Genomic DNA, 21,522 nt, shown 5'->3' with positions numbered 1-21,522 from the left:
GGTTTTGTGAACATGAGCGAAAACACTGCAACGCCGGCCGTCAAACCGTCCCGCCGTTGGCCAGCCATTGTCGTCGGGCTGTGCCTGGTCTCAGGCGTGGTCGCTGGCATGGGCTGGCTGATGCAAAAAAACAAAGCGCCGGCACCGCAACTGGCGGCGGAAAAACTCGGCATGAGCCGCCCCGATGGATTGCTCGAAACCCATTCCTTGAGCCAGTTGCCCAAGGACCTGTTGGCGGTGCCGTTTCTCAAGGAAACCCTGACCGAAGATTTCGTTTTCTATTATCAAGCCCACGCCGATCGCCTTGGGTTGATCGGCAGTCTGCGGCGGATCATTTACGAGCATGACCTGAAGTTTCAGGATTCGCTGATCGAGCAACTGTTCGATCAACCGGCAGACGTGGCGTTGTGGCGCGGTACGGATGGACGGCTTAAGGATTTCCTGCTGGTGATGGATCGCGGTGGCCTGGCCAAGGTCCTGGAACCGCTGGCGAAAGTGGCGCTGGATGATTCGCAATTGAGCAAAATCGCCGACGTGAAAGTCGGTGCCGAGGATGTGGCGCTCTATCAACTGACTTACAACGCCAGCAAGGCGCTGCTGTTCGCTTCCCATGGCGACAAACTGGTGGTGTTGTCCAATCCGGCGAAACTCTACGACCCGCAACGCGGCGCTTCACAGGACGCCGGGAGCGTTTCGACCCAATCCATCGCGGCGCTGCTCAACGGCGAAAAATTGTTCCCCGAAGCCTTCGGCCTGCCACCCCGTGCGCCGGAGGTGAAGCAACGCCTGTCGGTCAATGCCAGTGTGTTGGCCATGGGGTATCAGCGCTTCATTCCGAATTTCGCCGGCCTGCGTTTCGACATGGACGACAAGGGCTGGCACAGCTTTCTCGCGATGGACGAGTTGGACAATCAGCCGGACTTCGATTTCAAACCGATCTGGCAAGCCATGCCCATGGGCGCCAGCGCTTGCGTAGCGTTGCCGCTGGCCGCCGAACAACAAAAGCCGCTGCTGGTGAAACTCGGCGCCGAAGACCGTGTTGCCCAAGCGTTGACCGAACACATGGCCGGCGCGGCGGGGCTGTGCTGGTACGCCGATTCGCGGCTGTATACGCCGTTGCTGGTGGCCAGTCTGAATGATGAGGAGGGCGGCAAGCTCGATGGCGATCTGGGCACGTTGTTTGGCTCGATGGTGGGTGCCTATGAAGGCAATGTCGCCGAGCGCGTCTTCCCGGTGGTGGAGAAACAGGAGGGGCAGAGCCATCAGTGGCAGCGGCAAGTCAGTTCCAGTTTCGGCCCGTACAAAGCCAAGGACGCCGAGAATCCGGAGGCGATCAGCGGCAAGGCATTCATGCGTGTGAGCCTGGCGCGGCACGGTTCGACACTGCTGTTTTCCCTCGACGACAAACTGGTCGACAAGGCCCTCGGCACCCTCGACAAACGCTTCCCGCCGATGGCCGATGTGGTGCCCAAAGACCTGCTGATGCCGGTGTACTTCGGCCCGGAATCCATGGCGCAATTGATACAGCAGGAAACCCTCGACAGCCTGCCCCAAGACATGGAACCGGTGTTCTACAACGCCGCGCAGACCTACCTGATTCCGAAACTGCGCCAGCTCGGCGGCTACCGCAAATATGCGCTGACCTTGCCCGAAGGCAGTGAGCCCGACGGCCATTGGCACTGGTTGCCGCTGGAATGGAAAGCCCTGTGAGCGCACTGATCCGCAGCCTTGGTTTACTCGCTTTGCTGCTGAGTGCGGGCGCCCGGGCCATCGAAGCGCCCGCGCTCGATCCGCAGCAATCCCAGGTCTTCCGCGCCTGGTTTGTGCGCATCGCCCAGGAGCAACTGAGCCAGGGCCCAAGCCCACGCTGGTATCAGCAGGACTGCGCCGGGCTGGTGCGATTTGCCGCCAATGAAGCGCTGAAAATCCATGACGACAAATGGCTGCGCAGCAATGGCCTGTCCAATCGCTACCTGCCGCCGGAGTTGCAACTGAGCAATGCCCAGCGTCGTCTCGCCCAGCAATGGCAGCAGGGCGGTGGCAAGGTCGGGCCGTACGTCAACGCGATCAAACTGATTCAGTTCAACAGTCATCTGGTCAGTCGCGATGTGTCTCAAGCTCGTCCTGGCGACCTGATGTTTTTCGATCAGGGCGACGATCAGCACCTGATGATCTGGATGGGCCGCTACATCGCCTATCACACCGGCACCACCACCCCCACCGACAACGGCATGCGTTCGGCAAGCCTGCAGCAACTCATGACATGGAAGGACACGCGATGGATACCCGATGCAGCCAACCCCAACTTCATCGGCGTCTATCGACTGAATTTTCTCTCCCAATGACCGGTGCCCGCATGCTGCGTTTTCTGTCTCTGCTGTTGGTGTTGATACTGCCGTTCTCGGCGGTCAATGCCGAAGACACCGTCGAGCCAAGCGGCTACACGCCGGTGGCGGGCGAAAGTTTTTTCCTGCTGGCCGACAGCAGTTTCGCCAGCGATGAACAGGCGATGGTGCGCCTCGAGGCGCCGGGTCGTGACTACCGGCGTTATCGCATGGAACCGTACGGTGGCGCCGACATTCGGGTGTATCGCATCGACAAGCCGCTGGATTTCCTCAAGCGCCAAAAGAACCTGCATCGCGTGGTGAGTGACGGCCAGTTCAAGGGTGAGGGGCTGTCCAATACGTTGGCGTACCTGTGGGACAACTGGTACCGCAAATCCCGGCGCGTGATGCAGCGGGCGTTTTCCTACGAGTCGCGTAAACAGGTCACCGAGCAAGTGCCGGAACTGAAGATGGGCGACACCATGGCCGCGCCAACGCCCTACGATGCACAGCCGCAATTCGCACTGATTCCGGGTTTGCCGGTGGTCAGCCAGTTCCGTTATCCGCTGTGGCAAGCCAAGCCGATTCAGCCGCCAGCGGGGGTAAACCTGGCGGGGTCTTCCAGTGAGTTTGTCAGTGTGGCGCCGGGCAACGTGTATATCCCGTTGGGCAACCTGAAACCGGGTTTGTACCTGGTGGAAGCGCTGATCGGCAAGTACCGCGCGACGACCATGGTCTTCGTCTCCAACACCGTGGCGGTGAGCAAGATTGCCGGCGACGAATTGCTGGTGTGGGCGGCGCGCAAACACGAAGGCAGTTCGGTGGCGAAGGTCAATGTGCTGTGGACCGATGGTCTCGGCGTGATGAACAGCGGTGCCACCGATGCCGACGGTTTACTGCGACTGAAACACGTGAGCCCCGAGCGCTCGTTCGTGATTGGCGAGGACGAAGAGGGCGGGGTGTTCGTCTCGGAAAACTTCTACTACGACAGCGAAATTTACGACACCAAACTCTACGCCTTCACCGACCGGCCGCTGTATCGGCCGGGGGATTGGGTGTCGCTGAAAATCGTCGGACGCGAGTTCAAGAACGCCCGGGATTCGGTGCAGCCCAGCGCTGCCGACGTCAACGTGAGCGTGCTGGATGCGACGGGAACGGCGCTGCAAAGTCTGGCCTTGAAACTCGATTCCACGGCGGGTGCCGAGGGTCGCTTCCAATTGCCGGATAACGCGGTGGCCGGTGGCTACGAGTTGCGGTTCAACTACAAGGATCAGGTCTACAGCAGTGCGTTCCGCGTGGCCGAATACATCAAGCCACATTTCGAAATTTCCCTGAATCTGGCCAAGCCGGATTACCGCACCGACGAGCCGGTGAAGGGCAATCTGGTGCTGTTGTACCCGGATGGCAAACCGGTGGCCAATGCCAAATTGAGCCTGAGCCTGCGCGCCCAGCAACTGTCGATGGTCGACAACGAGCTGCAATACCTCGGGCAATTCCCGGTGGAGTTGACCAGCACGGAACTGACCACCGACGCCAAAGGCAACGCGACGCTCGATCTGCCGGCGGCCGAGAAACCGAGTCGCTACATGCTCACCGTTTTCGCCAGCGATGGTGCGGCGTACCGGGTCAGGACCACCAAGGAAATCCTCATCGATCGCGGTGCGGCGAATGTCCGGTTGAGCGCGTCGCAACGGTTCAGCGCGGTGGGCGACAAGGTTGGGTTCAGCTACGCCCGCGAGGGTGAGCACGCGCAAGCGATTACACCAAGCAGTTACGGTTGGGTACGCCTGGAAGATCAGAGCACGGGCGAAGGCAAACTGGCTGCAACCGACAAAGGCTTCACCCTGGCCTTCGAGCGTCCGGGGACATACAGCCTGACACTCAGGGATGATCATGGCCGCACGCTCGGCGCGACCGGGCATTCGGTCACGGGCGAAGGTGTCAAAGCGGTCCCCGGCACCGTGGAAATCGTCCTCGACAAACCCGAGTACAAAACTGGCGATGAAGCGCTGGCGCTGATTACTTTTCCCGAGCCGATCAGTGATGCGCTGCTGTCGCTGGAGCGTGACAAGGTCGAGGCCACCGCGTTGCTGTCCAAGGGCGGCGACTGGTTGAAGATGGAAAAACTCAGTGACACCCAATACCGCGCACGTATTCCGGTGCGCGACGGTTTCGCGCCTAACCTGACCTTCTCGGTGCTCTACACCAAGGGCGGTCAGTACAGCTTCCAGAACGCCGGCATCAAGGTGATTACGCCGCAGATCGACGTGGCCATCGCGACGGATAAAGAGGCTTATCAGCCCGGCGAAACGGTCTCGGTGGACCTGACCACACTGTTCGCCGGCAAACCGATTCCGGCGCATCTGACGGTCAGCGTGGTCGACGAAATGGTCTACGCGCTGCAACCGGAAGTCGCGCCGACGATCGACCAGTTTTTCTACCATCCACGGCGAAACAACGTGCGTACCAGCGCCAGTCTGTCGTTCATCAGTTACGACGTGGCATTGCCAGGCAGCCCCGGCGCGCCGGGCAAAGCCAATCGCAGTGAGCGCGGGGTGAAAGTGCTGGAGCGGCCGCGTCGCGAAGACGTCGACACCGCTGCGTGGCAACCGGAGTTGCTGACCGATGCCAATGGTAAAGCCCGTTTCACCTTCAAAATGCCTGACTCGCTGACCCGCTGGCGCATCACGGCGCGGGCCATCGCCGATGACGGTCAGGTTGGGCAGAAGAAGCAATTCGTGCGCTCGGAAAAACCCCTTTACCTGAAGTGGAGCGGGCCGAACCGATTCCGCAGTGGCGACAAACCGGACCTCGGCGTGTTCGCGTTCAGTCAGGCCGAAAAACCAGTCAAGGCTGAACTGGTGACCCATTACGCAGGCACCGAACAGCGCTTGCCTGTCACGCTCAATAGCGGCATCAACTACATCGCCTTGCCGGCATTCCCATTGGCCAATGGTGAGTGGACGGCCGAGTTGCTGCTGGACGGTAAACCCGCTGATGCCCTGGCCGTGCATCTGGCCGTGACCGGTGAAGGCTGGCAGGTCAGGCAAAGCCAAAACCTGGACGTTGCCACTGGCGATACACCGTTGACCTTGCCGGCTGATGCAACGGACATCCACCTGCGACTGGACGACAGCCCGCAAGCGCTGTTCCGCTCGGCGCTGGATGATCTGCTGAGTTATCCCTACGGCGGCGTCGAGCAAACAGCCAGTCGTCTGTTGCCGTTGAGCATCGCTTACCCGACCCTTGCAACGAATCCGCAGATCCGCGATCGCTTACGCCTGATCATGCAGAACAGTCGCTTGCGTCTGGTGCAAATGGCTGGGCCGTCGGCGGCATTCACCTGGTGGGGCATGGACGGCGAGCCGGACGCGTTCCTCACCGCTTACGCCTATTACGCCGACTGGCACGCCAGTCAGGTACTGGACCTGAGCCTGCCGCCGGAGCATTGGCAGCGGGTGTTGGAGGTGTACGCGAAGCAGGCGAAGAACACGCCGCTGTTGCAGCGTGCGCTAATTCTATCGTTCGCCAAACAGATGCAATTGCCGGTCAATACGCTGCTCAGCGGTTTGATGGACGATCTGTCGAAAGCGGGCGAGGGCACTGCCGCGAACCTGATGGAGGATGGCGAAGACAGCCTCGTCATGAGCGATCCGGATTCCGCTCTCGGTCTGGCCGCCGCACGCGTGCTGACGGCCTCCTTGGCCAAACAATCCAAGGTCGCTCTGCCAGAGACTTTCAACCGGCAACTGGCCGATGCGCAGCAACGATTGGCGGCCAGTTCCCAACCGTTTGCCGAAGCGCTGGACCTGTCGTTGCAACCGTTCAATCAGGCTCATGCTCAAGCGTTGTTGCGACGTCTGTTGCCGCAGCAATCAACCCTGGAGCGTGCGCTGGCGCTGACGTGGCTGCAACGCAGTATCGAACAGGCGTCGCCTACCATCGCACTGGCGCCAGGTGAAGGCTGGAAGAAGCAGCATGGCGTTTCTGGTGAAATGTATTGGACGTGGCAGGGGGCTGCGCCGGTGCCCGCCGTGTTGTCACTGACCGGGGAGCAAGAGCGTCCGCTGCGTGCCGCATTGAGCTTCCAAAGCCAGCAACCTGTGGTCGATCCGATGGCGGTCACTATCACCCGTCGTCTGTCGCGTCTGGTGCCGGGGGATGAAGCATTCACCTTCAAACTGGAAGCGGTCGGCAACGCGCCGCTGTCCAGCGACAGCCTGTATCTGGACGAAGTGATCATCACCAGCAAAGCCGCCAAACCGCTGCGCTACGGCATGCTCGAAGTGCCGTTGCCACCGGGCGCAGATGTTGAACGTACGACCTGGGGCATCAAGCTCATGGGCAAGGCCGGCACCGAGCCGAGCGCGCTGGAAAAAGCGCGCTTCGAGCCGGGGCAAATGGCCTACGCCATTGCGGTCGATGCCTTGAGCGGTGAATTGCGTCTGCGGCACTTGGTGCGCTTCTCGCAAAAAGGCCAGTTCAACCTGCCGCCGGTGCGTTTCACTCAGGTTTATGCGCCACAACATCAGGCCCGGGAACAGACACCGGCCCTCGGTCAGGTCACGGTTCACTGACGTGTGGCGGCCTCTGCTCGGGTGGCTGCTGTGTTTGATCCCTGCGCTGGCAATGGCGCAGGACGAACCGCTGCGCGTGGCATTCAAGGGCGAATTGTTGTCGTTGAATCGTGCTCAAGCGATCTCTCGCGAGCCTTTGCCTGCAGATTTGCAGGCGCCGCTGGGCAGTGTGTGGAAGTTGTTTGTCTATGCCTGGCTGGTGGATACCGGCGCACGAGAACCGGCCTATGAATGTCGTGGGCAGTCGAAGGAAGAAGTTTATTGCTGCACGCCGGGCGGCAAGATCGAACGTGATCAGGCGCTGGTGAAATCCTGTGGCTTGTATTTCGAGCCGGCGCGATTGGGCATCAAGGACGCCGATTGGCGGGTGTATTGGCAGGCGCGGCAAGCACCGGAATGGCTACTCGATTTACCTTCGCTGCAACCGGCCACACGGGTTTCGGTGGCGGCGCTGTTGAAGGTGCTGGCGGTCATGCCGGCACAGGATCAGGCCCGGCGTGTGTTGCTCGATGTGGTACTGAATGCGGCGGATGGCAATGTCGCAGGCGAACTCGGCAGCCGCTTGCGGGTGAAAACCTGGAGCTGGTTGAGGGATCAGGATGCCGCATCGCGCCAAGGTGGATTTGCCGGTTGGACGGCAGACGCAGAGCCGATCTGGGCCGGTGGGCGCGGGACCAGTCAACGGGTTTTGCGTGATTATGCGCAGGCGTTGGCGTCGGTCATTCCCGTTGAATGGCCGGTCGATGCTGGACGGTGCGTCGAGGTCGGGCTGTTCTCGCGATACCCGGTGCGGCGTGTGCTATCGGGTGAGAGCGTGGTGTCCGCGGGACCCTTGCGTGGCGATTATCGTGTCGAATTCATGAACGGTAACGCGCTGGATATTCACAGCGACGGTGAACTTTTTCTGCTGAACGACACGCTCGTTGCCCGTGTGGATCGCGAAGAATACGTCGCTCGGGTTTTGCAACGTGAAGCCAGTGCAGAACCCGTCGAAGCTGCCAAAGCCCTGGCTGTGGCCATCCGCACTTACTTGCTGCAAAACGCCACGCGACATGGTGATTGCCTAAGCATCGATGACAGCAGCAGCCGTCAGCGCGTTGCACCGCGTCCGGCCAGTGCCGGGACGCGCAACATTGCCGCGTGGACCAGCGACCTGGTACTGGCAGGCAGCGCCGTCACCTACCACTCCGATCAACCCGGCCCCGACAGGCTGTCCTGGCAACAAGCCGTCGAGCAAGCCAACGCCGGCCAGCGTTACGACGCCATCCTGTTGCACGCTTACCCACGTGCCAGCCTCAGCCGCTGGGACAACCCGGTCGCTTCCTGCGAGGTGCTTCCCGCCGCACAAGACTGGCTGCAAAAGCAGCGTCACACCTGGCGCCCGCGCCTCGATAGTGAAACCGGCTACAACGAAATCAGCAGCTTCGCCGTGTGTCGCCTGACCTTCGGCCGACCCTATGTCGACCGCGAACGCCAGCGCATTTATGTGCGCGGCGTGCTGTCGCTGCAAGACCGGCTCGACCTGACCCACGAATACCTGCATCTGGCCTTCGAAGCGCACCCCAACGGCCAGGATGAAACCTACATCGAAGGGCTCGCCCGCCACCTCTTGCTGGAATAGTCCATGAAAACCCGTTTTCCACAGCTATTGTTGTTTCTCTGTTCGCTGGTGGCATTGCCATCGGTGATGGCGGCTGAAGGCGTCAAGCTCGACACGCCCGCCGGCGGTTGGCGCACCGGCGCACCTGAGGGCGAAGGGGAAAGCTTCCGGCAGACCGTCAACTACCCGGCCTCGTCGGTGAACACCCCGCCAGGTCAAGCCAACACGGCTCGCATCAGCGGGCAAATCAAAGCGACAGCCAAATCCACAGAGCCCGGCCGTCTGATCGTCAACGGGGTCAGTATGCCGCTGAAAATCGATCCAGCCGGCCGTTTCGATCGCCCGTTCTCATTCCCCAACGGCAGCAACAGCGTCGAGGTTCGCAGCCCCAACGGCCAGCAACGTCAGCGCACGCAATTTCTCAACAGCAGTGGGGGTGCGACCCCGGCCAAATTGCGCGTGCTGTTGTCCTGGGACAGCGACAACACCGACCTGGACCTGCACCTGATCACCCCCGACGGCGCCCACATCTGGTACGGCGACCGTGTTGTTCCCAATGGCGCAGCACTCGATGTCGACGTGACCACCGGCTACGGCCCGGAAATCTTCGCCATGCCCGCGCCGATCAAGGGACAGTATCTGGTGTATGTGAACTACTTTGGCGGCGGGTATCGCAGCGATGAAGAAGGGCAGGAGGATGCGGGTCAGCCGCTGACCACGGCGCAGGTAACGGTGATTTCCGAGGAGGGGACGCCGAGCGAGAAGATGGAAACGTTCCTGGTGCCGATGCGGGCGGTGGGGGAGCTGACGCTGGTGAAGTCATTCAGCTATCCGTGAGGTCGAGGTACAACATGCGCAGCGTTTGCACACGATTGCGCCCGTGATCCTTGGCGCCATACAGGGCTTCATCCGCTTGTGAAAGCAGGCTCGAAAGGTCGTAGCCCGATTCGCGAGTGGTGACTACGCCGATACTGACGCTGAGCAACCCTGGCTCCAGCATCGCCAGCCGGAAAAACGCTTGGCGAATACGTTCCGCCACCTGAACCGCCTCCTGTTCATCGGCCTCTTTGAGCAGGCAGGCAAACTCCTCTCCTCCGATCCGACCGAACACATCGTGACTGCGAAGGTGAGCTGTCAAGATTCGACTGAACGCGATCAGTGCCTGATCCCCCATCGGATGACCAAAGCTATCGTTCAGACGCTTGAAGTGATCCAGGTCGCACAGCAGCAATGCAGCGGGTTCTTCGCGGCGCTTGCAGCGGGTCAGCAGGAGTTTTCCGTGTGACATGAAGGCGCGACGGTTGCCGATTCCGGTCAGCGGATCACAGAACGCAGCAGCCTTGAGCTTCAACTCGGCGCGCTCCTTGACCATGGCCAGCGTCACGTAAGCAATCCCGATGACATACAGCATGGATTCGAACAGCATGAAGGAGAAAAAACGCACACCATCGCCGAGGCCTGACAGGGCTTGCTCCAGTGGCAGACTCTTATCGATCACGCTGCGAACGATATAGAAAGTCGTGTGCAACAGCGTCAGTGCCAGCGCTGGCATGTACGCGACTTCAAGCTTACTGCGGCTGCGCCAGAACTCCGATGCCGTCAGCACGCCGTAACCGGCCGCCATCAGTGAATACGCCACAACTCGCAGGGGCATGGCGTCATAGAACGCCGGGATAAAGCACAGGATCAGCCAGATGCCGGCGCCCGCGAAAATTCCCGGCAGCGACGGCGCACGCCCGACAAACACGCGCATGGCGGTCCAGTTCATAGCGGCGCTCAGCAACAGCGCCAAGTTGCCAAAAACGAGCGGGATAACATCCACTCCCCGCGACCGCCAACTGACCAGCACCACACCAAGTGCAGCCAGCAGCATCATTGCACCCAGATAAGCCAGCGACCGCTCGCGGGTTTCACGCCACCAGGCATGACAGGTCAACAACCCCATCAAAATGAAAACGAAGACCGAGACTACCAGCAGGGTCGGGATGTGCAGATCCATTGCGAAGGTTTCCGTTGAGCTTGAATGCGAAGTCCGACCGGCAGAGCTTCTTCCGGGTAAGGGTAACGGTCTTTGGACGAGGTGGATTTAGCATCAGCGATTTCACCTTGGCAAGCCAATCAACTCGCTCGTATTCAGCACGGACCGCTGGGCGTCAGACAGGAAGCTGTCGCAAACCTATGGTCGTGAATTACTTTCTTTGAGGCATTAAAAAGCCGGCTTGTGGCCGGCTTCTCGGGGACTGGCTTGGATCATTTTTGGTAAACCGCGCCAGCCTTCAAAACGTACATCCGGATCTTGCGTCCGGCTGTGGGACCTGGCGAGAAAATCATCTGCCGGGTCGGGGCGATCTCGGCCGCGGGGCGGGTCGATGCGCAAATGTGGGGCGCAGCATACTGATTTTTTTGGGGAATTCCCAGTCTGGCGTGAAGTGCCAAGCTGATTGGAACGGGTCGGCACTACAGAAACGGTACCGTCGGCCTGCGTTTGTTGAGCGTGGACCACCAGAACACCCAGCCCAGTACTCTGATGTTTTGTTCTTCTATGTGTGCGGCTCTAAAAATTTCATCCGGGTACTCGGCGCTGTTGTGACTGCGCATGCGCAGTGAATTGCCCGGAACTCTGTGCAGGTATTTTATTCGCAGCATGCCGTCATGTTCGACGGCGTAAATCTCTCCATCGATAATTTGCGTGAGCCCACGGTCAATGGCGATGAGGGAGCCATCTTCAATTTTTTCCGCCATGCTGTTGCCGATCATGCGTGCACAGATGGCATCGGCATAATTGATTTCCAGAGAATCGAGGTCGCTTCGGGGGAGCCGGATGGACTGATTGGGGACTTCGATGACATGGGTTTTGTTGGAGTCGGGCTTGATGGCTGTTTCCTTGAAGAGGGGCAGTTCGATATCGGTGGGTTCGATGACCTTGTAAATACCGCGTATCGCCTGAGCATCGAAGGCATTGCCGGACTCGTCGAGCAGGCGTAGTTCTTTCGCGTCCTTCGGGCCGTCGCCGGTTTTCAGCCAGTCGCTGTTCACGGACAGTCTTCTGGCAACTTCTTCCATGCGGTAATGAGGCACTCCGCGGGTGTACCAGTTGTGAACATTTTGTGGTTTTGAAATCTTCAGGAATTCGGCAAATCCAGTCGTCGTAATGTTCGCCTCTTCGAGGAGCATTTTGAATCGTGAACCGCAGGTCTTGGTCTTTTTCATAAACGCGAGTCTACCCGCGTGGCATAAGGCTTTGATTCAACGAGACGTTCAAATTTCAGGGGTAATTTAAGACTGGATGTAAGAGGTGTTGGGGGGAGGTTAAACAGGAAAAAACCAATGCGCCCCGGTATTAAACGACGCGTTATGGAGCGCTTTTGCAACGTCCACAAAAAACCCCGGATCACCGGGGTTTTTCTTGCCGCTTACCGCTAGAAGCAGCGCAGCTGCGCTTAGCCTTTATAGGCAGCAACCGACTTGGTGATCGCTTCGCGGGCGGCGTCTGCGCCGGCCCAGCCTTCGATCTTCACCCATTTGCCTTTTTCGAGATCTTTGTAGTTCGCGAAGAAGTGCTCGATCTGCTGGATCAGCAGAGGTGGCAGGTCGGTGTATTCCTTCACGTCGACGTACAGCTGGGACAGCTTGTCGTGTGGAACCGCGATCACTTTGGCATCGCCGCCGCCGTCGTCGGTCATGTTCAGGATGCCGACTGGACGCGCGCGAATCACCGAACCTGGAGCTACCGGATAAGGGGTAACAACCAGCACGTCGAGGGGATCACCGTCGTCAGCCAGGGTGTTCGGGATGTAACCGTAGTTGGCCGGGTAGAACATTGGGGTGGCCATGAAACGGTCAACGAACAGGCAATCGCTGTCTTTGTCGATTTCGTATTTGATCGGCGCGTGGTTGGCCGGAATCTCGATCGCGACGTAGATGTCGTTCGGCAGGTCTTTGCCAGCCGGAATCTTGCTGTAGCTCATTGGGCGTTGCCCCCGTTAGTTGACCAGAAACACTTGGCCGGATTGACCAAAAAGTGGCGGCGATTATAGGCATATTCCTACGGCGACGCCATGTACCAGAAGTCGCGTAGACCTTAGTCGTGGGTCCGGTAGACCGGGTCTTGCGCCAGAAGTTGCCGCAGCCGGCCCAATGGGTCCTGGCGATAGAACAACTTCAACTGCGCATACACCTGTGGATAAGTGTCTTGCAGCACATCCGGGGCGCTGAAGAAGTACTCGCTGGTGACGGCGAAGAACTCGGCCGGATTTTCCGCAGCGTAGGGGTCGATGGCGGTCTCGGCGTCGGGATTGCGATCCAGTTGCCGGTCGAGGTCGTCGTAGGCTTCCTGCATGACTGTGGCCCATTCGCTGACCCGCATGTCGGCGTGCAGCGGCGGTAAGCCATTGGCGTCACCGTTAAGCATATCGAGCTTATGCGCCAGTTCGTGGATCACCAGGTTGTAGCCTTCCCAACCACCGCTGGCCATTACCCCGGGCCAGGCCAGGATGACCGGACCTTGCTGCCAGGCCTCACCGCTGTGTTCGCCATCCCATTCGTGTTCGACGCCACTGGCGTCGCGATGGCGCTGGGGGCTCAGGAAATCGTCCGGGTAAAGGATGATTTCGTGAAAGCCCTGATACCAGTTCAGATCGCCAAGGTTCATCAAGGGCAATTGCGCCTGGGCAGCGAGCAGCAGGCGTTGTTCCTGGTGTAACTCCACCCCGGGCAGGGCGGTCAGGTGTTTGTCGTCCAGAAAGAGCACACAGGCTTCGCGCAGCCATTGATCTTCGGCAGCGCTGATACCGTCGAGAAGGCTCAGGTGATGACGCACCCGCTGCCACATGTCATCGGCAATCGGGTGCCTGGCCAGGATACGCTGGCGGCGCCAGGCGCTCAGGGACCACATCGACGATCAGCGCGGGTGGGCTTTGGATGCCGCGTTACCGAAGCGGCTGCGCACGACGCCAATGATCATCGGTACCAACGACAGCAGGATGATGCCGACCACCAGCAGTGACAGATTCGATTTGATGAACGGCACGTTGCCGAAGAAGAAACCGAGGGTCACCAGGCCGCCGACCCACAGGATGGTGCCAAGGACGCTGAAGGCGAAGAAGCGGGGGTAGGGCATTTTTGCCACGCCGGCGACGAACGGTGCAAATGTGCGGATGATCGGCAGGAAGCGCGCCAGCGTCACGGTTTTTCCACCATGCTTGTCGTAGAAATCGTGAGTTTGTTGCAGGTAGTCGCGACGGAATATTTTCGAGTTCGGATTACTGAACAGTTTTTCACCTGCCGTTCGTCCAATCACGTAATTGGTGCTATCGCCCAGAATCGCTGCGAGCATCAACAGACCTGCCAGCAATACCGGGTCCATGCCGCCACCCGCCGCCACGGCGCCAGCGATAAACAGCAGAGAGTCGCCAGGCAGGAAGGGCATTACTACCAGGCCGGTTTCACAGAAAATCACCATAAACAGAATGGCGTAGATCCAGGTCCCATAGTTGGTCACGAGCATATCGAGGTACACGTCGAGATGCAGGACAAGATCGATCGGGTTGAAATCCATGGGGGCACCTGTGTTAACGGTCCGGGGCTGCGGGCCTGTGCGATGACTTCGAAAGCCTACAGACGGGTGTAGATTTTCTTACAAGTCAGAAAGGTCGGCATTATACGAGCCGGGTGGTGAAAAGCGCGTCGAGATTGTAGCGGGGGATGTCGATACAAAGATCAAAACTCGGGTGACAATTAATAACCCCCGCGACGTGCTACAGATCTTGAGTTTGCGGCTCAAGAAAAATTCCATGGGCTGGATTGACGGCTTTACGGCAGTCGAACAGGAGGGGCTCGCCGCAGAAGCCCGTCCTGTTGGCGCGAACTTACAGTTCGTCGCTGATTGGCAATATATAGTTCTTGAACTCGGTGTCTTCCCGGAATCCGATGGACTCATAGGTTTTCTGCGCGGCTTCGTTGTGACTGCTGGTGGAAACCCGCATGCGCACGGCATTGGTTTCCTTGGCCATTTTTTTCGCAGTACGGATCAGGTTGTCGGCCACCAGTTGGCGACGGGCATCTTCTGCAACGTAGATATCGTTGAGGATCCAGACGCGCTTTAGCGATAGCGACGAGAAACTTGGGTACAACTGACAGAAGCCCATCAGTTTGTCGTCATCGGCCAAGGCCAGGTAAATCACCGATTCCTTGCGACGCAGGCGTTTTTCGAGGAATGCCCGGGACGAGTCCGGATACGGCAGGGAACCATAAAACTCGCGATATCTGACGAACAGCGGAGTCAACAGGTCCAGGTGTTCGAGGGTCGCTTGAATAATCCGCATGGTAGGTCTCGTCTGCAAGTGGCTGTCTCACATCTTTGTCGGCGACGGGAAACCCTGGCGGCCGTGAATCGATCCTGCCTCAAATCGGAATGCAAACGCAATGCGGAAACGGTTCAGGTTTTCGGAGGATTCAACAGAAAATTACTTTTCATGTCTGCACTCATGTCCGCATCCAGCGTATGAACCTGTGCCTCGTCCTTCAGATTGACTCCCGATAGCTGCCGCCGGCAGGCTTCCCGCATCAAATACACCAAGCGATGTGCCGCCATGCCGTAACTCAGGCCTTCGAGACGGATATTGGAGATGCAGTTGCGCCAGGCATCCGTCAGGCCGACCTTCGGGTTGTAGGTGAAGTAAAGGCCCAGGCTGTCCGGGGAACTGAGGCCGGGGCGCTCACCGATAAGTATCACGGTCATTTTCGCACCAAGCAGTTCGCCAATTTCGTCTGCGACCGCCACGCGTCCCTGTTCCACGAGGATGACCGGTGCAACGGACCAGCCCTCGACTGAAGTCTGTTCCTCGAGGCGTGCCAGAAACGGCAGGCTATGGCGATGGACGGCCAATGCCGACAGGCCATCGGCGATCACAATGACCAGATCAACGCCGTCGGGATGGCTTGACGCGTATTCGCGCAGGGTCTGCGCCGATGCATCACTGAGTTTTCGCCCCAAATCCGGGCGTTGCAGGTAAGTGTTTCGATCCGGCGCCGCGCTATGTAGGAACAAGCTCTCGCGACCACGATCGAGCAGTTGCGCACCGAGTGAGACATGATCAAAAGGCAAATGAACAGCGTCCCGCGCCTGAGCATGCGCGTATTGGAAGTCCAGTTGTGCGCGGGTGGGGATGCTGGTGCCAGTACGGCCCAAGGCGATCCGGGCGGGTGTCAGCCGGCGCAGTTCCAGCCATGGATTGTGCGGGTCGAAGGGTAGTTTATCCATGTCATCATTCATCCCAGTTGTGCCAGGGCCTGGCGGAAGGCTGGCGGCAGGTTGTCGCCAAAGAGAACCTTGCCGTCCGGCTGGGTAAAGATGCCCATTTTGGCCAGCCACTGCTCGAATTCCGGTGCCGGTTTGAGTCCCAGCGTCTGGCGGGCATAGAGCGCATCATGGAATGAAGTGGTCTGGTAGTTGAGCATGATGTCATCGGACCCTGGAATGCCCATGATGAAGTTGATCCCGGCTACGCCCAACAGGGTCAGCAGGGTGTCCATGTCATCCTGGTCGGCTTCGGCGTGGTTGGTGTAACAGATGTCACAGCCCATCGGTACGCCCAGCAGCTTGCCGCAGAAGTGGTCTTCGAGTCCGGCGCGGATGATTTGTTTGCCGTTGTACAGGTATTCCGGGCCGATGAAGCCTACGACGGTGTTCACCAGAAACGGATTGAAGTGTCGCGCTACAGCGTAGGCACGGGCTTCGCAGGTCTGTTGATCGACACCGTGATGGGCGTTGGCCGACAGAGCGCTACCCTGGCCTGTTTCGAAATACATCAGGTTTTGCCCAAGTGTGCCGCGATTCAGGCTCAATCCGGCGTCGTACCCTTCCTTTAGCACGTTCAGGTTGATGCCGAAGCTGGCGTTGGCCGCCTCGGTGCCGGCGATCGACTGGAACACCAGGTCCAGTGGCACGCCACGGTTTACCGCCTCAATCGACGTGGTGACATGGGTCAGCACGCAGGCCTGCGTCGGAATTTCGTAGCGCTGGATGATCGCGTCGAGCATCTCCAGCATGGCGCAGATCGAGGCGACGCTGTCGGTGGCCGGGTTAATGCCGATCATTGCATCGCCGTTACCGTGCAACAGGCCATCGAGAATACTTGCGGCGATACCGGCCGGCTCGTCGGTCGGGTGGTTGGGTTGAAGGCGGGTGGACAGGCGGCCGCGAAGGCCGAGGGTGCCGCGAAAGTGGGTGACTACACGGATTTTTTGCGCCACCAGGACCAGATCCTGTACGCGCATGATCTTCGACACGGCGGCGGCCATTTCCGGGGTCAGGCCGGGGGCGAGGGCGCGCAGGCTCTGTTCGTCGGCGTCGTCGCTAAGCAGCCAGTCGCGAAAGTCGCCCACCGTGAGATGGCTGACGACGGCGAAAGCCTGTTTGTCATGGGTATCGATGATCAGTCGGGTGACTTCATCGGCTTCGTAGGGAATCAGGACGTCCTGCAGGAAGTGGCGCAACGGAATATCGGCCAATACCATCTGCGCGGCCACACGCTCGCCATCATTGAGCGCTGCCACGCCTGCCAGAAAGTCGCCGGAACGCGCCGGGCTGGCCTTGGCCATGACGTCCTTGAGGCTGTCGAATCGGTAGGTCTGGGCGCCGACGGAATGGGCAAATGCGGCCATGGGGCGGGGCTCCTGTTGTGTACAAGCATTGATTGCTTCGCGAATTTCCGTTGGAGTCTGCTCGCGAATGCGATTTGCCAGAGGCTTTTATGCACAATGACACACCGCATTCACGGGCGAACCCGTTCCCGTTTTGGATCTTCATGCACCTCAACAAGGCAGACACCGGCCAACTCTCCAGGTGCCGGTGATCTCGACTGTGCATAGCGTCGGCGGGCCCCTGGAGCGCTGCCTGGCCGACGGTCAAGAGCATTACTGAATGATGGGCAAGCAAAGACCGCGCCGGAGCGGTCTGGCCTTGTGTGTTAGTGGCGGGCTTCGCTGGCAAGCCAGCTCCTACAGGTTTTGCGCGATCTTGCAGGAGTCGGCTTGCTGGCGAATGGCTGCTATTCGGTCAGAAGAAGCCCAGCGGATTGATGTCGTAGCTCACCAGCAGGTTTTTGGTTTGCTGATAGTGGTCGAGCATCATCTTGTGGGTTTCTCGGCCGACGCCGGACTTTTTGTAGCCACCGAACGCGGCATGCGCCGGGTACAGGTGGTAGCAGTTGGTCCACACACGACCGGCCTTGATGGCGCGGCCCATGCGGTAGGCGCGGTTGATGTCGCGGGTCCAGAGGCCGGCGCCGAGGCCGAACTCGGTGTCGTTGGCGATGGCCAGGGCTTCGGCTTCGTCCTTGAAGGTGGTGATACTCACCACCGGGCCGAAGATTTCTTCCTGGAATACACGCATTTTGTTGGTGCCCTTGAGCAGGGTTGGCTGGATGTAATAGCCGCTCGCCAGGTTGCCCTCGAGTTTTTCCACCTTGCCACCGGTCAGCAGCTCGGCCCCTTCACCCTTGGCGATTTCCAGGTATGAAAGGATTTTGTCGAATTGCTGTTCGGACGCCTGGGCGCCGACCATGGTGTCGGTGTCCAACGGGTCGCCACGTTTGATTTGCAGGACTTTCTTCATTACGACGGCCATGAATTCGTCGTAGATCGACTCTTGCACCAGCGCCCGGGAAGGGCAGGTGCAGACTTCACCCTGGTTGAAGAACGCCAGTACCAGGCCTTCGGCGGCTTTTTCGATGAAAGACGGTTCGGCCTTCATGATGTCTTCGAAGAAGATGTTCGGCGATTTTCCACCCAGCTCCACGGTGGACGGAATGATGTTTTCCGCTGCGCATTTCATGATGTGCGAGCCGACCGGGGTCGAACCAGTAAAGGCAATCTTGGCGATGCGTTTGCTGGTTGCCAGGGCCTCGCCGGCTTCTTTGCCGAAGCCTTGTACGATGTTCAGTACGCCGGGTGGCAGCAGGTCGCCGATCAGTTCAACCAGTACGGTGATGCCCAGCGGGGTTTGTTCGGCAGGCTTGAGCACTACGCAGTTACCGGCAGCCAGGGCCGGGGCAAGTTTCCAGGCGGCCATCAGGATCGGGAAGTTCCACGGGATGATCTGCCCGACCACGCCCAGTGGTTCATGGATGTGATAAGCCACGGTGTTGCCGTCGATCTCGGCAGCGCTGCCTTCCTGGGCGCGGATGCAACCGGCGAAGTAGCGGAAGTGGTCGGCAGCCAGCGGGATGTCGGCGTTCAGGGTTTCGCGAACGGCTTTGCCGTTGTCCCAGGATTCGGTGATGGCCAGCAGTTCGAGATTTTGCTCGATGCGGTCGGCGATTTTCAGCAGCACCAGTGAACGCGCCTGAGCGGACGTGGCGCCCCAGGCATCTGCAGCGGCGTGGGCGGCGTCCAGGGCCTTGTCGATGTCTTCGGCCGTGGAGCGCGGGAATTCGGCAATCGGTTGGCCATTCACTGGCGAGGTATTGGTGAAGTACTGACCTTTGACAGGCGCGACGAACTCGCCGCCGATGTAGTTACCGTATTTGGCTTTGAACGAAACGATAGCGCCTTCAGTACCGGGGTGAGCGTAACGCATGGTGGTTTCTCCTGGCTTTTGTGCTTATTAGGGAGGCGCGCATGTGCGCTTGGTATAAGCGTAGAGCAAGGGGCGGGCCAGTGCCGTGCAGGTCAGGAAGATCAAGGCCTTGCAACGTTTTTGTCGGACGGATGGAGTACGCTTGTGACGCTTTTGGTACAGGTGATGTGACACTTTGTACCGCTAATGGCACAGCTCGTGACTGATCGGTCTTACCAGCATTGCAATGCAGGTCAGGCTGGAGGATGCTCGGGCCATCGCTGCAGAGACAAGCTGTAGGAGCTGCCGAAGGCTGCGATTTTATGGATTGAAAAATCAACATCAAAAAGATCGCAGCCTTCGGCAGCTCCTACGCTGAGTAGGACTTTTCGGGGAGAATAATAAGAAAATGCACGACAACCATTTGAGTCGACATGCTCGCCAGGTGTTGACCGTGACCCAGGGTAAAGCCCATTCGCAGGGGCCTGGCAGCGATCCGTCAATCGCCCGTTCCTGGCTGCGCTGCCTTGAGGATTATCGCCTCGACCCGGCCCTGACCATGGCGCCTACGGTGCTGGAACATGGCCGCGTCCTCGAAAGTCGCGAACGGTTGCAGCAAGTGCTGCACATCGCCGGCAATGAAATGACCAGCCTGCATCAACAGCTCTCAGGTGCCGGACATGCGGTGCTGTTGACCGATGCCCGGGGCGTGATTCTCAACTGTGTGACGGCCCCGGCCGAACGCCAGATCTTCGAGCGCGCCGGTCTCTGGCTGGGCGCTGACTGGAGTGAGTCCTGCGAAGGTACCAACGGTATCGGCACCTGCCTGGTGGAGCGCCAGTCGCTGACTATCCATCAAGATGAGCATTTTCGCGGTCGCCACACTGGCTTGACCTGTTCGGCGAGTCCTGTTTTCGATCCCCATGGCGAATTGCTCGCTGTTCTGGACGTTTCCTCGGCCCGCCGGGATGTCTCGCGGCAAAGCCAGTTCCACACCATGGCGCTGGTCAATCTGTCGGCGAAGATGATCGAGAGTTGCTACTTTCTGCGCAGCTTCGACAATCACTGGTTATTGCGTTTTCACTTGCAGGCCGAATCTGTCGGTTTGTTCAGTGAAGGGTTGCTGGCGTTTGACGGGGAAGGACGCATCAGCGCGGTCAATCAGAGCGCGCTGAACCTGCTGGGGCATATTCGCAGCGGCTTGCTGGGTCATCCGGTGGAGGCGTTTTTCGATTGCTCGCTGGATGAATTGCTCGGTCGCGCCAGCATCGATGCCAACGCCAGCTGGCCACTGCGCACCCGTGACGGGCGCAGTTTGTTTGCCGTCTTGCGTGGGCAACCCCGTCGCATTCAGGCTCCGTTGGTGCAGCGGCCGCTGGTTGAGGCGCAGGCAGGTACGTCCGGTATTTGTCTTGGGGATTCGTCGCTACAAGAAAGCTTTCGCAAGGCCTTGCGGGTTTACGAGCGGGATGTGCCGCTGCTGGTCAATGGTGAAACCGGGTCGGGCAAGGAAGCGTTCGCCAAAGCCGTGCATCAGGCCAGCCAGCGGGCGCAAAAAGCCTTTGTCGCCCTCAACTGTGCAGCCATCCCTGAAAGTCTGATCGAGAGTGAACTATTCGGTTATCGCGGTGGCAGCTTTACCGGTGCACGCAAGGAAGGCATGCGCGGCAAGTTGCAGCAGGCCGATGGCGGGACGTTGTTCCTCGACGAAATCGGCGATATGCCGCTGGCCATGCAAACGCGGCTGTTGCGGGTGCTGGAGGATCGTCAGGTGGTGCCGATTGGTGGGGAGCCGGAATCGGTGGACGTACGGATCATCAGCGCAACGCACAGAGATTTGCTGGCGCGGGTGCAGGACGGTGGTTTCCGCGAGGACTTGTATTACCGCCTCAATGGTTTGGAGATTGCGTTGCCCGCGCTGCGTGAACGCAGTGACAAATCCCGACTGCTCGATTTTTTGCTAGCTCAGGAGGCGGGCGGGGAAACCGTATTGATCGACACAGCCGCTCGTGAGGCGTTGCTTGGGTTTGCCTGGCCGGGCAACGTGCGGCAGATGCGAAATGTACTGCGTACGTTGACCGCGCTTTGTGAGAACGGGCGGATCGGACTGGAAGATTTACCGGTAATGATTCGTCAGGCGCGACCGGCTGAACACGCGGTTGATGAACCTTGCGAATATCCGCTGGAAGATGCCGAGAGGCTGGCGCTGTTGAATGCGCTGGAGCATACGCGGTGGCACATGACGCATACGGCTGAGCAATTGGGGGTTAGCCGAAATACCCTTTATCGCAAGCTGCGCAAACATGGTATTGCCCGCTAATTGCCACGACGACCTGTAGGAGCCGGCTTGCTGGCGAAGGCGATCTTGAGATTGCTTCGCCAGCAAGCCGGCTCCTACAGGTTTTGCACTGAGCACAATCGAAACAAAGGTGCGATTTTCCCCTCCCTACGCTAACCTGCGGC

At 59.3% G+C, this 21,522-nt stretch carries 15 protein-coding genes; 6 read left to right on the top strand and 9 right to left on the bottom strand.

Annotation, left to right across the window (positions count from 1 at the left end; translation table 11 throughout):
• The first annotated feature begins 12 nt into the window (after positions 1–12).
• From QMK58_RS26425 to QMK58_RS26405, 5 genes are read left to right on the top strand one after another with little or no spacing between them, the layout of a single operon-like run.
• Positions 13–1,710 (top strand): DUF2138 domain-containing protein, encoded by a 1,698-nt coding sequence (locus tag QMK58_RS26425; RefSeq protein ID WP_053162764.1) that lies wholly within the window; start codon positions 13–15, stop codon positions 1,708–1,710.
• Positions 1,695–2,345, top strand: a complete 651-nt coding sequence (locus tag QMK58_RS26420) for a DUF1175 domain-containing protein (RefSeq protein WP_053162762.1) — start codon at positions 1,695–1,697, stop codon at positions 2,343–2,345. The genes QMK58_RS26425 and QMK58_RS26420 overlap by 16 nt, the downstream gene beginning before the upstream one ends.
• Positions 2,342–6,901, top strand: a complete 4,560-nt coding sequence (locus tag QMK58_RS26415; RefSeq protein ID WP_320395626.1) for an alpha-2-macroglobulin — start codon at positions 2,342–2,344, stop codon at positions 6,899–6,901. Before QMK58_RS26420 ends, QMK58_RS26415 begins: the two co-directional genes overlap by 4 nt.
• Before the next feature lies 1 nt (position 6,902).
• Positions 6,903–8,522: a DUF2300 domain-containing protein gene (locus tag QMK58_RS26410; RefSeq protein WP_320395625.1), complete on the top strand. Its 1,620-nt coding sequence runs from the start codon at positions 6,903–6,905 to the stop codon at positions 8,520–8,522.
• Positions 8,523–8,525: 3 nt separating this feature from the next.
• Positions 8,526–9,338 carry a YfaP family protein gene (locus tag QMK58_RS26405; RefSeq protein ID WP_053162758.1) on the top strand — a complete coding sequence of 271 codons (813 nt, stop codon included), beginning with the start codon at positions 8,526–8,528 and terminating at the stop codon, positions 9,336–9,338.
• Here the strand turns inward: QMK58_RS26405 and QMK58_RS26400 are convergent.
• The 9 genes from QMK58_RS26400 to QMK58_RS26360 form a co-directional block, all read right to left on the bottom strand.
• A complete protein-coding gene (locus QMK58_RS26400) occupies positions 9,325–10,500 on the bottom strand; it encodes a GGDEF domain-containing protein (RefSeq protein WP_320395624.1) in 1,176 nt (391 codons plus the stop codon). The two genes, QMK58_RS26405 and QMK58_RS26400, sit on opposite strands and share 14 nt — an antisense overlap.
• Before the next feature lie 458 nt (positions 10,501–10,958).
• Positions 10,959–11,711: a S24 family peptidase gene (locus QMK58_RS26395; protein WP_053162754.1), complete on the bottom strand. Its 753-nt coding sequence runs from the start codon at positions 11,709–11,711 to the stop codon at positions 10,959–10,961.
• Between the two features lie 230 nt (positions 11,712–11,941).
• Positions 11,942–12,469, bottom strand: coding sequence for an inorganic diphosphatase (gene ppa / locus QMK58_RS26390; RefSeq protein WP_003205933.1), 528 nt, complete (start codon positions 12,467–12,469; stop codon positions 11,942–11,944).
• 113 nt (positions 12,470–12,582) lie between these two features.
• On the bottom strand, positions 12,583–13,395 hold the full coding sequence (locus QMK58_RS26385) for a zinc-dependent peptidase (RefSeq protein WP_053162752.1): 813 nt from the start codon (positions 13,393–13,395) through the stop codon (positions 12,583–12,585).
• Positions 13,396–13,401: 6 nt separating this feature from the next.
• Positions 13,402–14,058: a DedA family protein gene (locus QMK58_RS26380; RefSeq protein WP_053162750.1), complete on the bottom strand. Its 657-nt coding sequence runs from the start codon at positions 14,056–14,058 to the stop codon at positions 13,402–13,404.
• A gap of 310 nt (positions 14,059–14,368) precedes the next feature.
• Complete coding sequence (locus QMK58_RS26375; RefSeq protein ID WP_053162749.1) at positions 14,369–14,824, bottom strand: GNAT family N-acetyltransferase; 456 nt, start codon at positions 14,822–14,824, stop codon at positions 14,369–14,371.
• Positions 14,825–14,937: 113 nt separating this feature from the next.
• Entirely contained in the window at positions 14,938–15,762 is an 825-nt protein-coding gene (eutC, locus tag QMK58_RS26370) for an ethanolamine ammonia-lyase subunit EutC (RefSeq protein WP_053162862.1), read from the bottom strand.
• A gap of 8 nt (positions 15,763–15,770) precedes the next feature.
• Entirely contained in the window at positions 15,771–17,165 is a 1,395-nt protein-coding gene (locus QMK58_RS26365; RefSeq protein WP_053162746.1) for an ethanolamine ammonia-lyase subunit EutB, read from the bottom strand.
• 394 nt (positions 17,166–17,559) lie between these two features.
• Positions 17,560–19,080 carry an aldehyde dehydrogenase family protein gene (locus QMK58_RS26360; protein WP_034148108.1) on the bottom strand — a complete coding sequence of 507 codons (1,521 nt, stop codon included), beginning with the start codon at positions 19,078–19,080 and terminating at the stop codon, positions 17,560–17,562.
• A 388-nt stretch (positions 19,081–19,468) separates the two neighbouring features.
• On the opposite strand from QMK58_RS26360, the gene QMK58_RS26355 reads away from it, so the two are divergent.
• Entirely contained in the window at positions 19,469–21,379 is a 1,911-nt protein-coding gene (locus QMK58_RS26355) for a sigma-54-dependent Fis family transcriptional regulator (RefSeq protein ID WP_320395623.1), read from the top strand.
• The last annotated feature ends 143 nt before the right edge of the window (positions 21,380–21,522 follow it).

Origin of the sequence: Pseudomonas sp. P8_241 (assembly GCF_034008315.1) — a bacterium.
GTDB lineage: Bacteria > Pseudomonadota > Gammaproteobacteria > Pseudomonadales > Pseudomonadaceae > Aquipseudomonas.
Note: the sequence above shows the minus strand (reverse complement) of the source record. Positions and strands in the feature narration are given on the sequence as shown.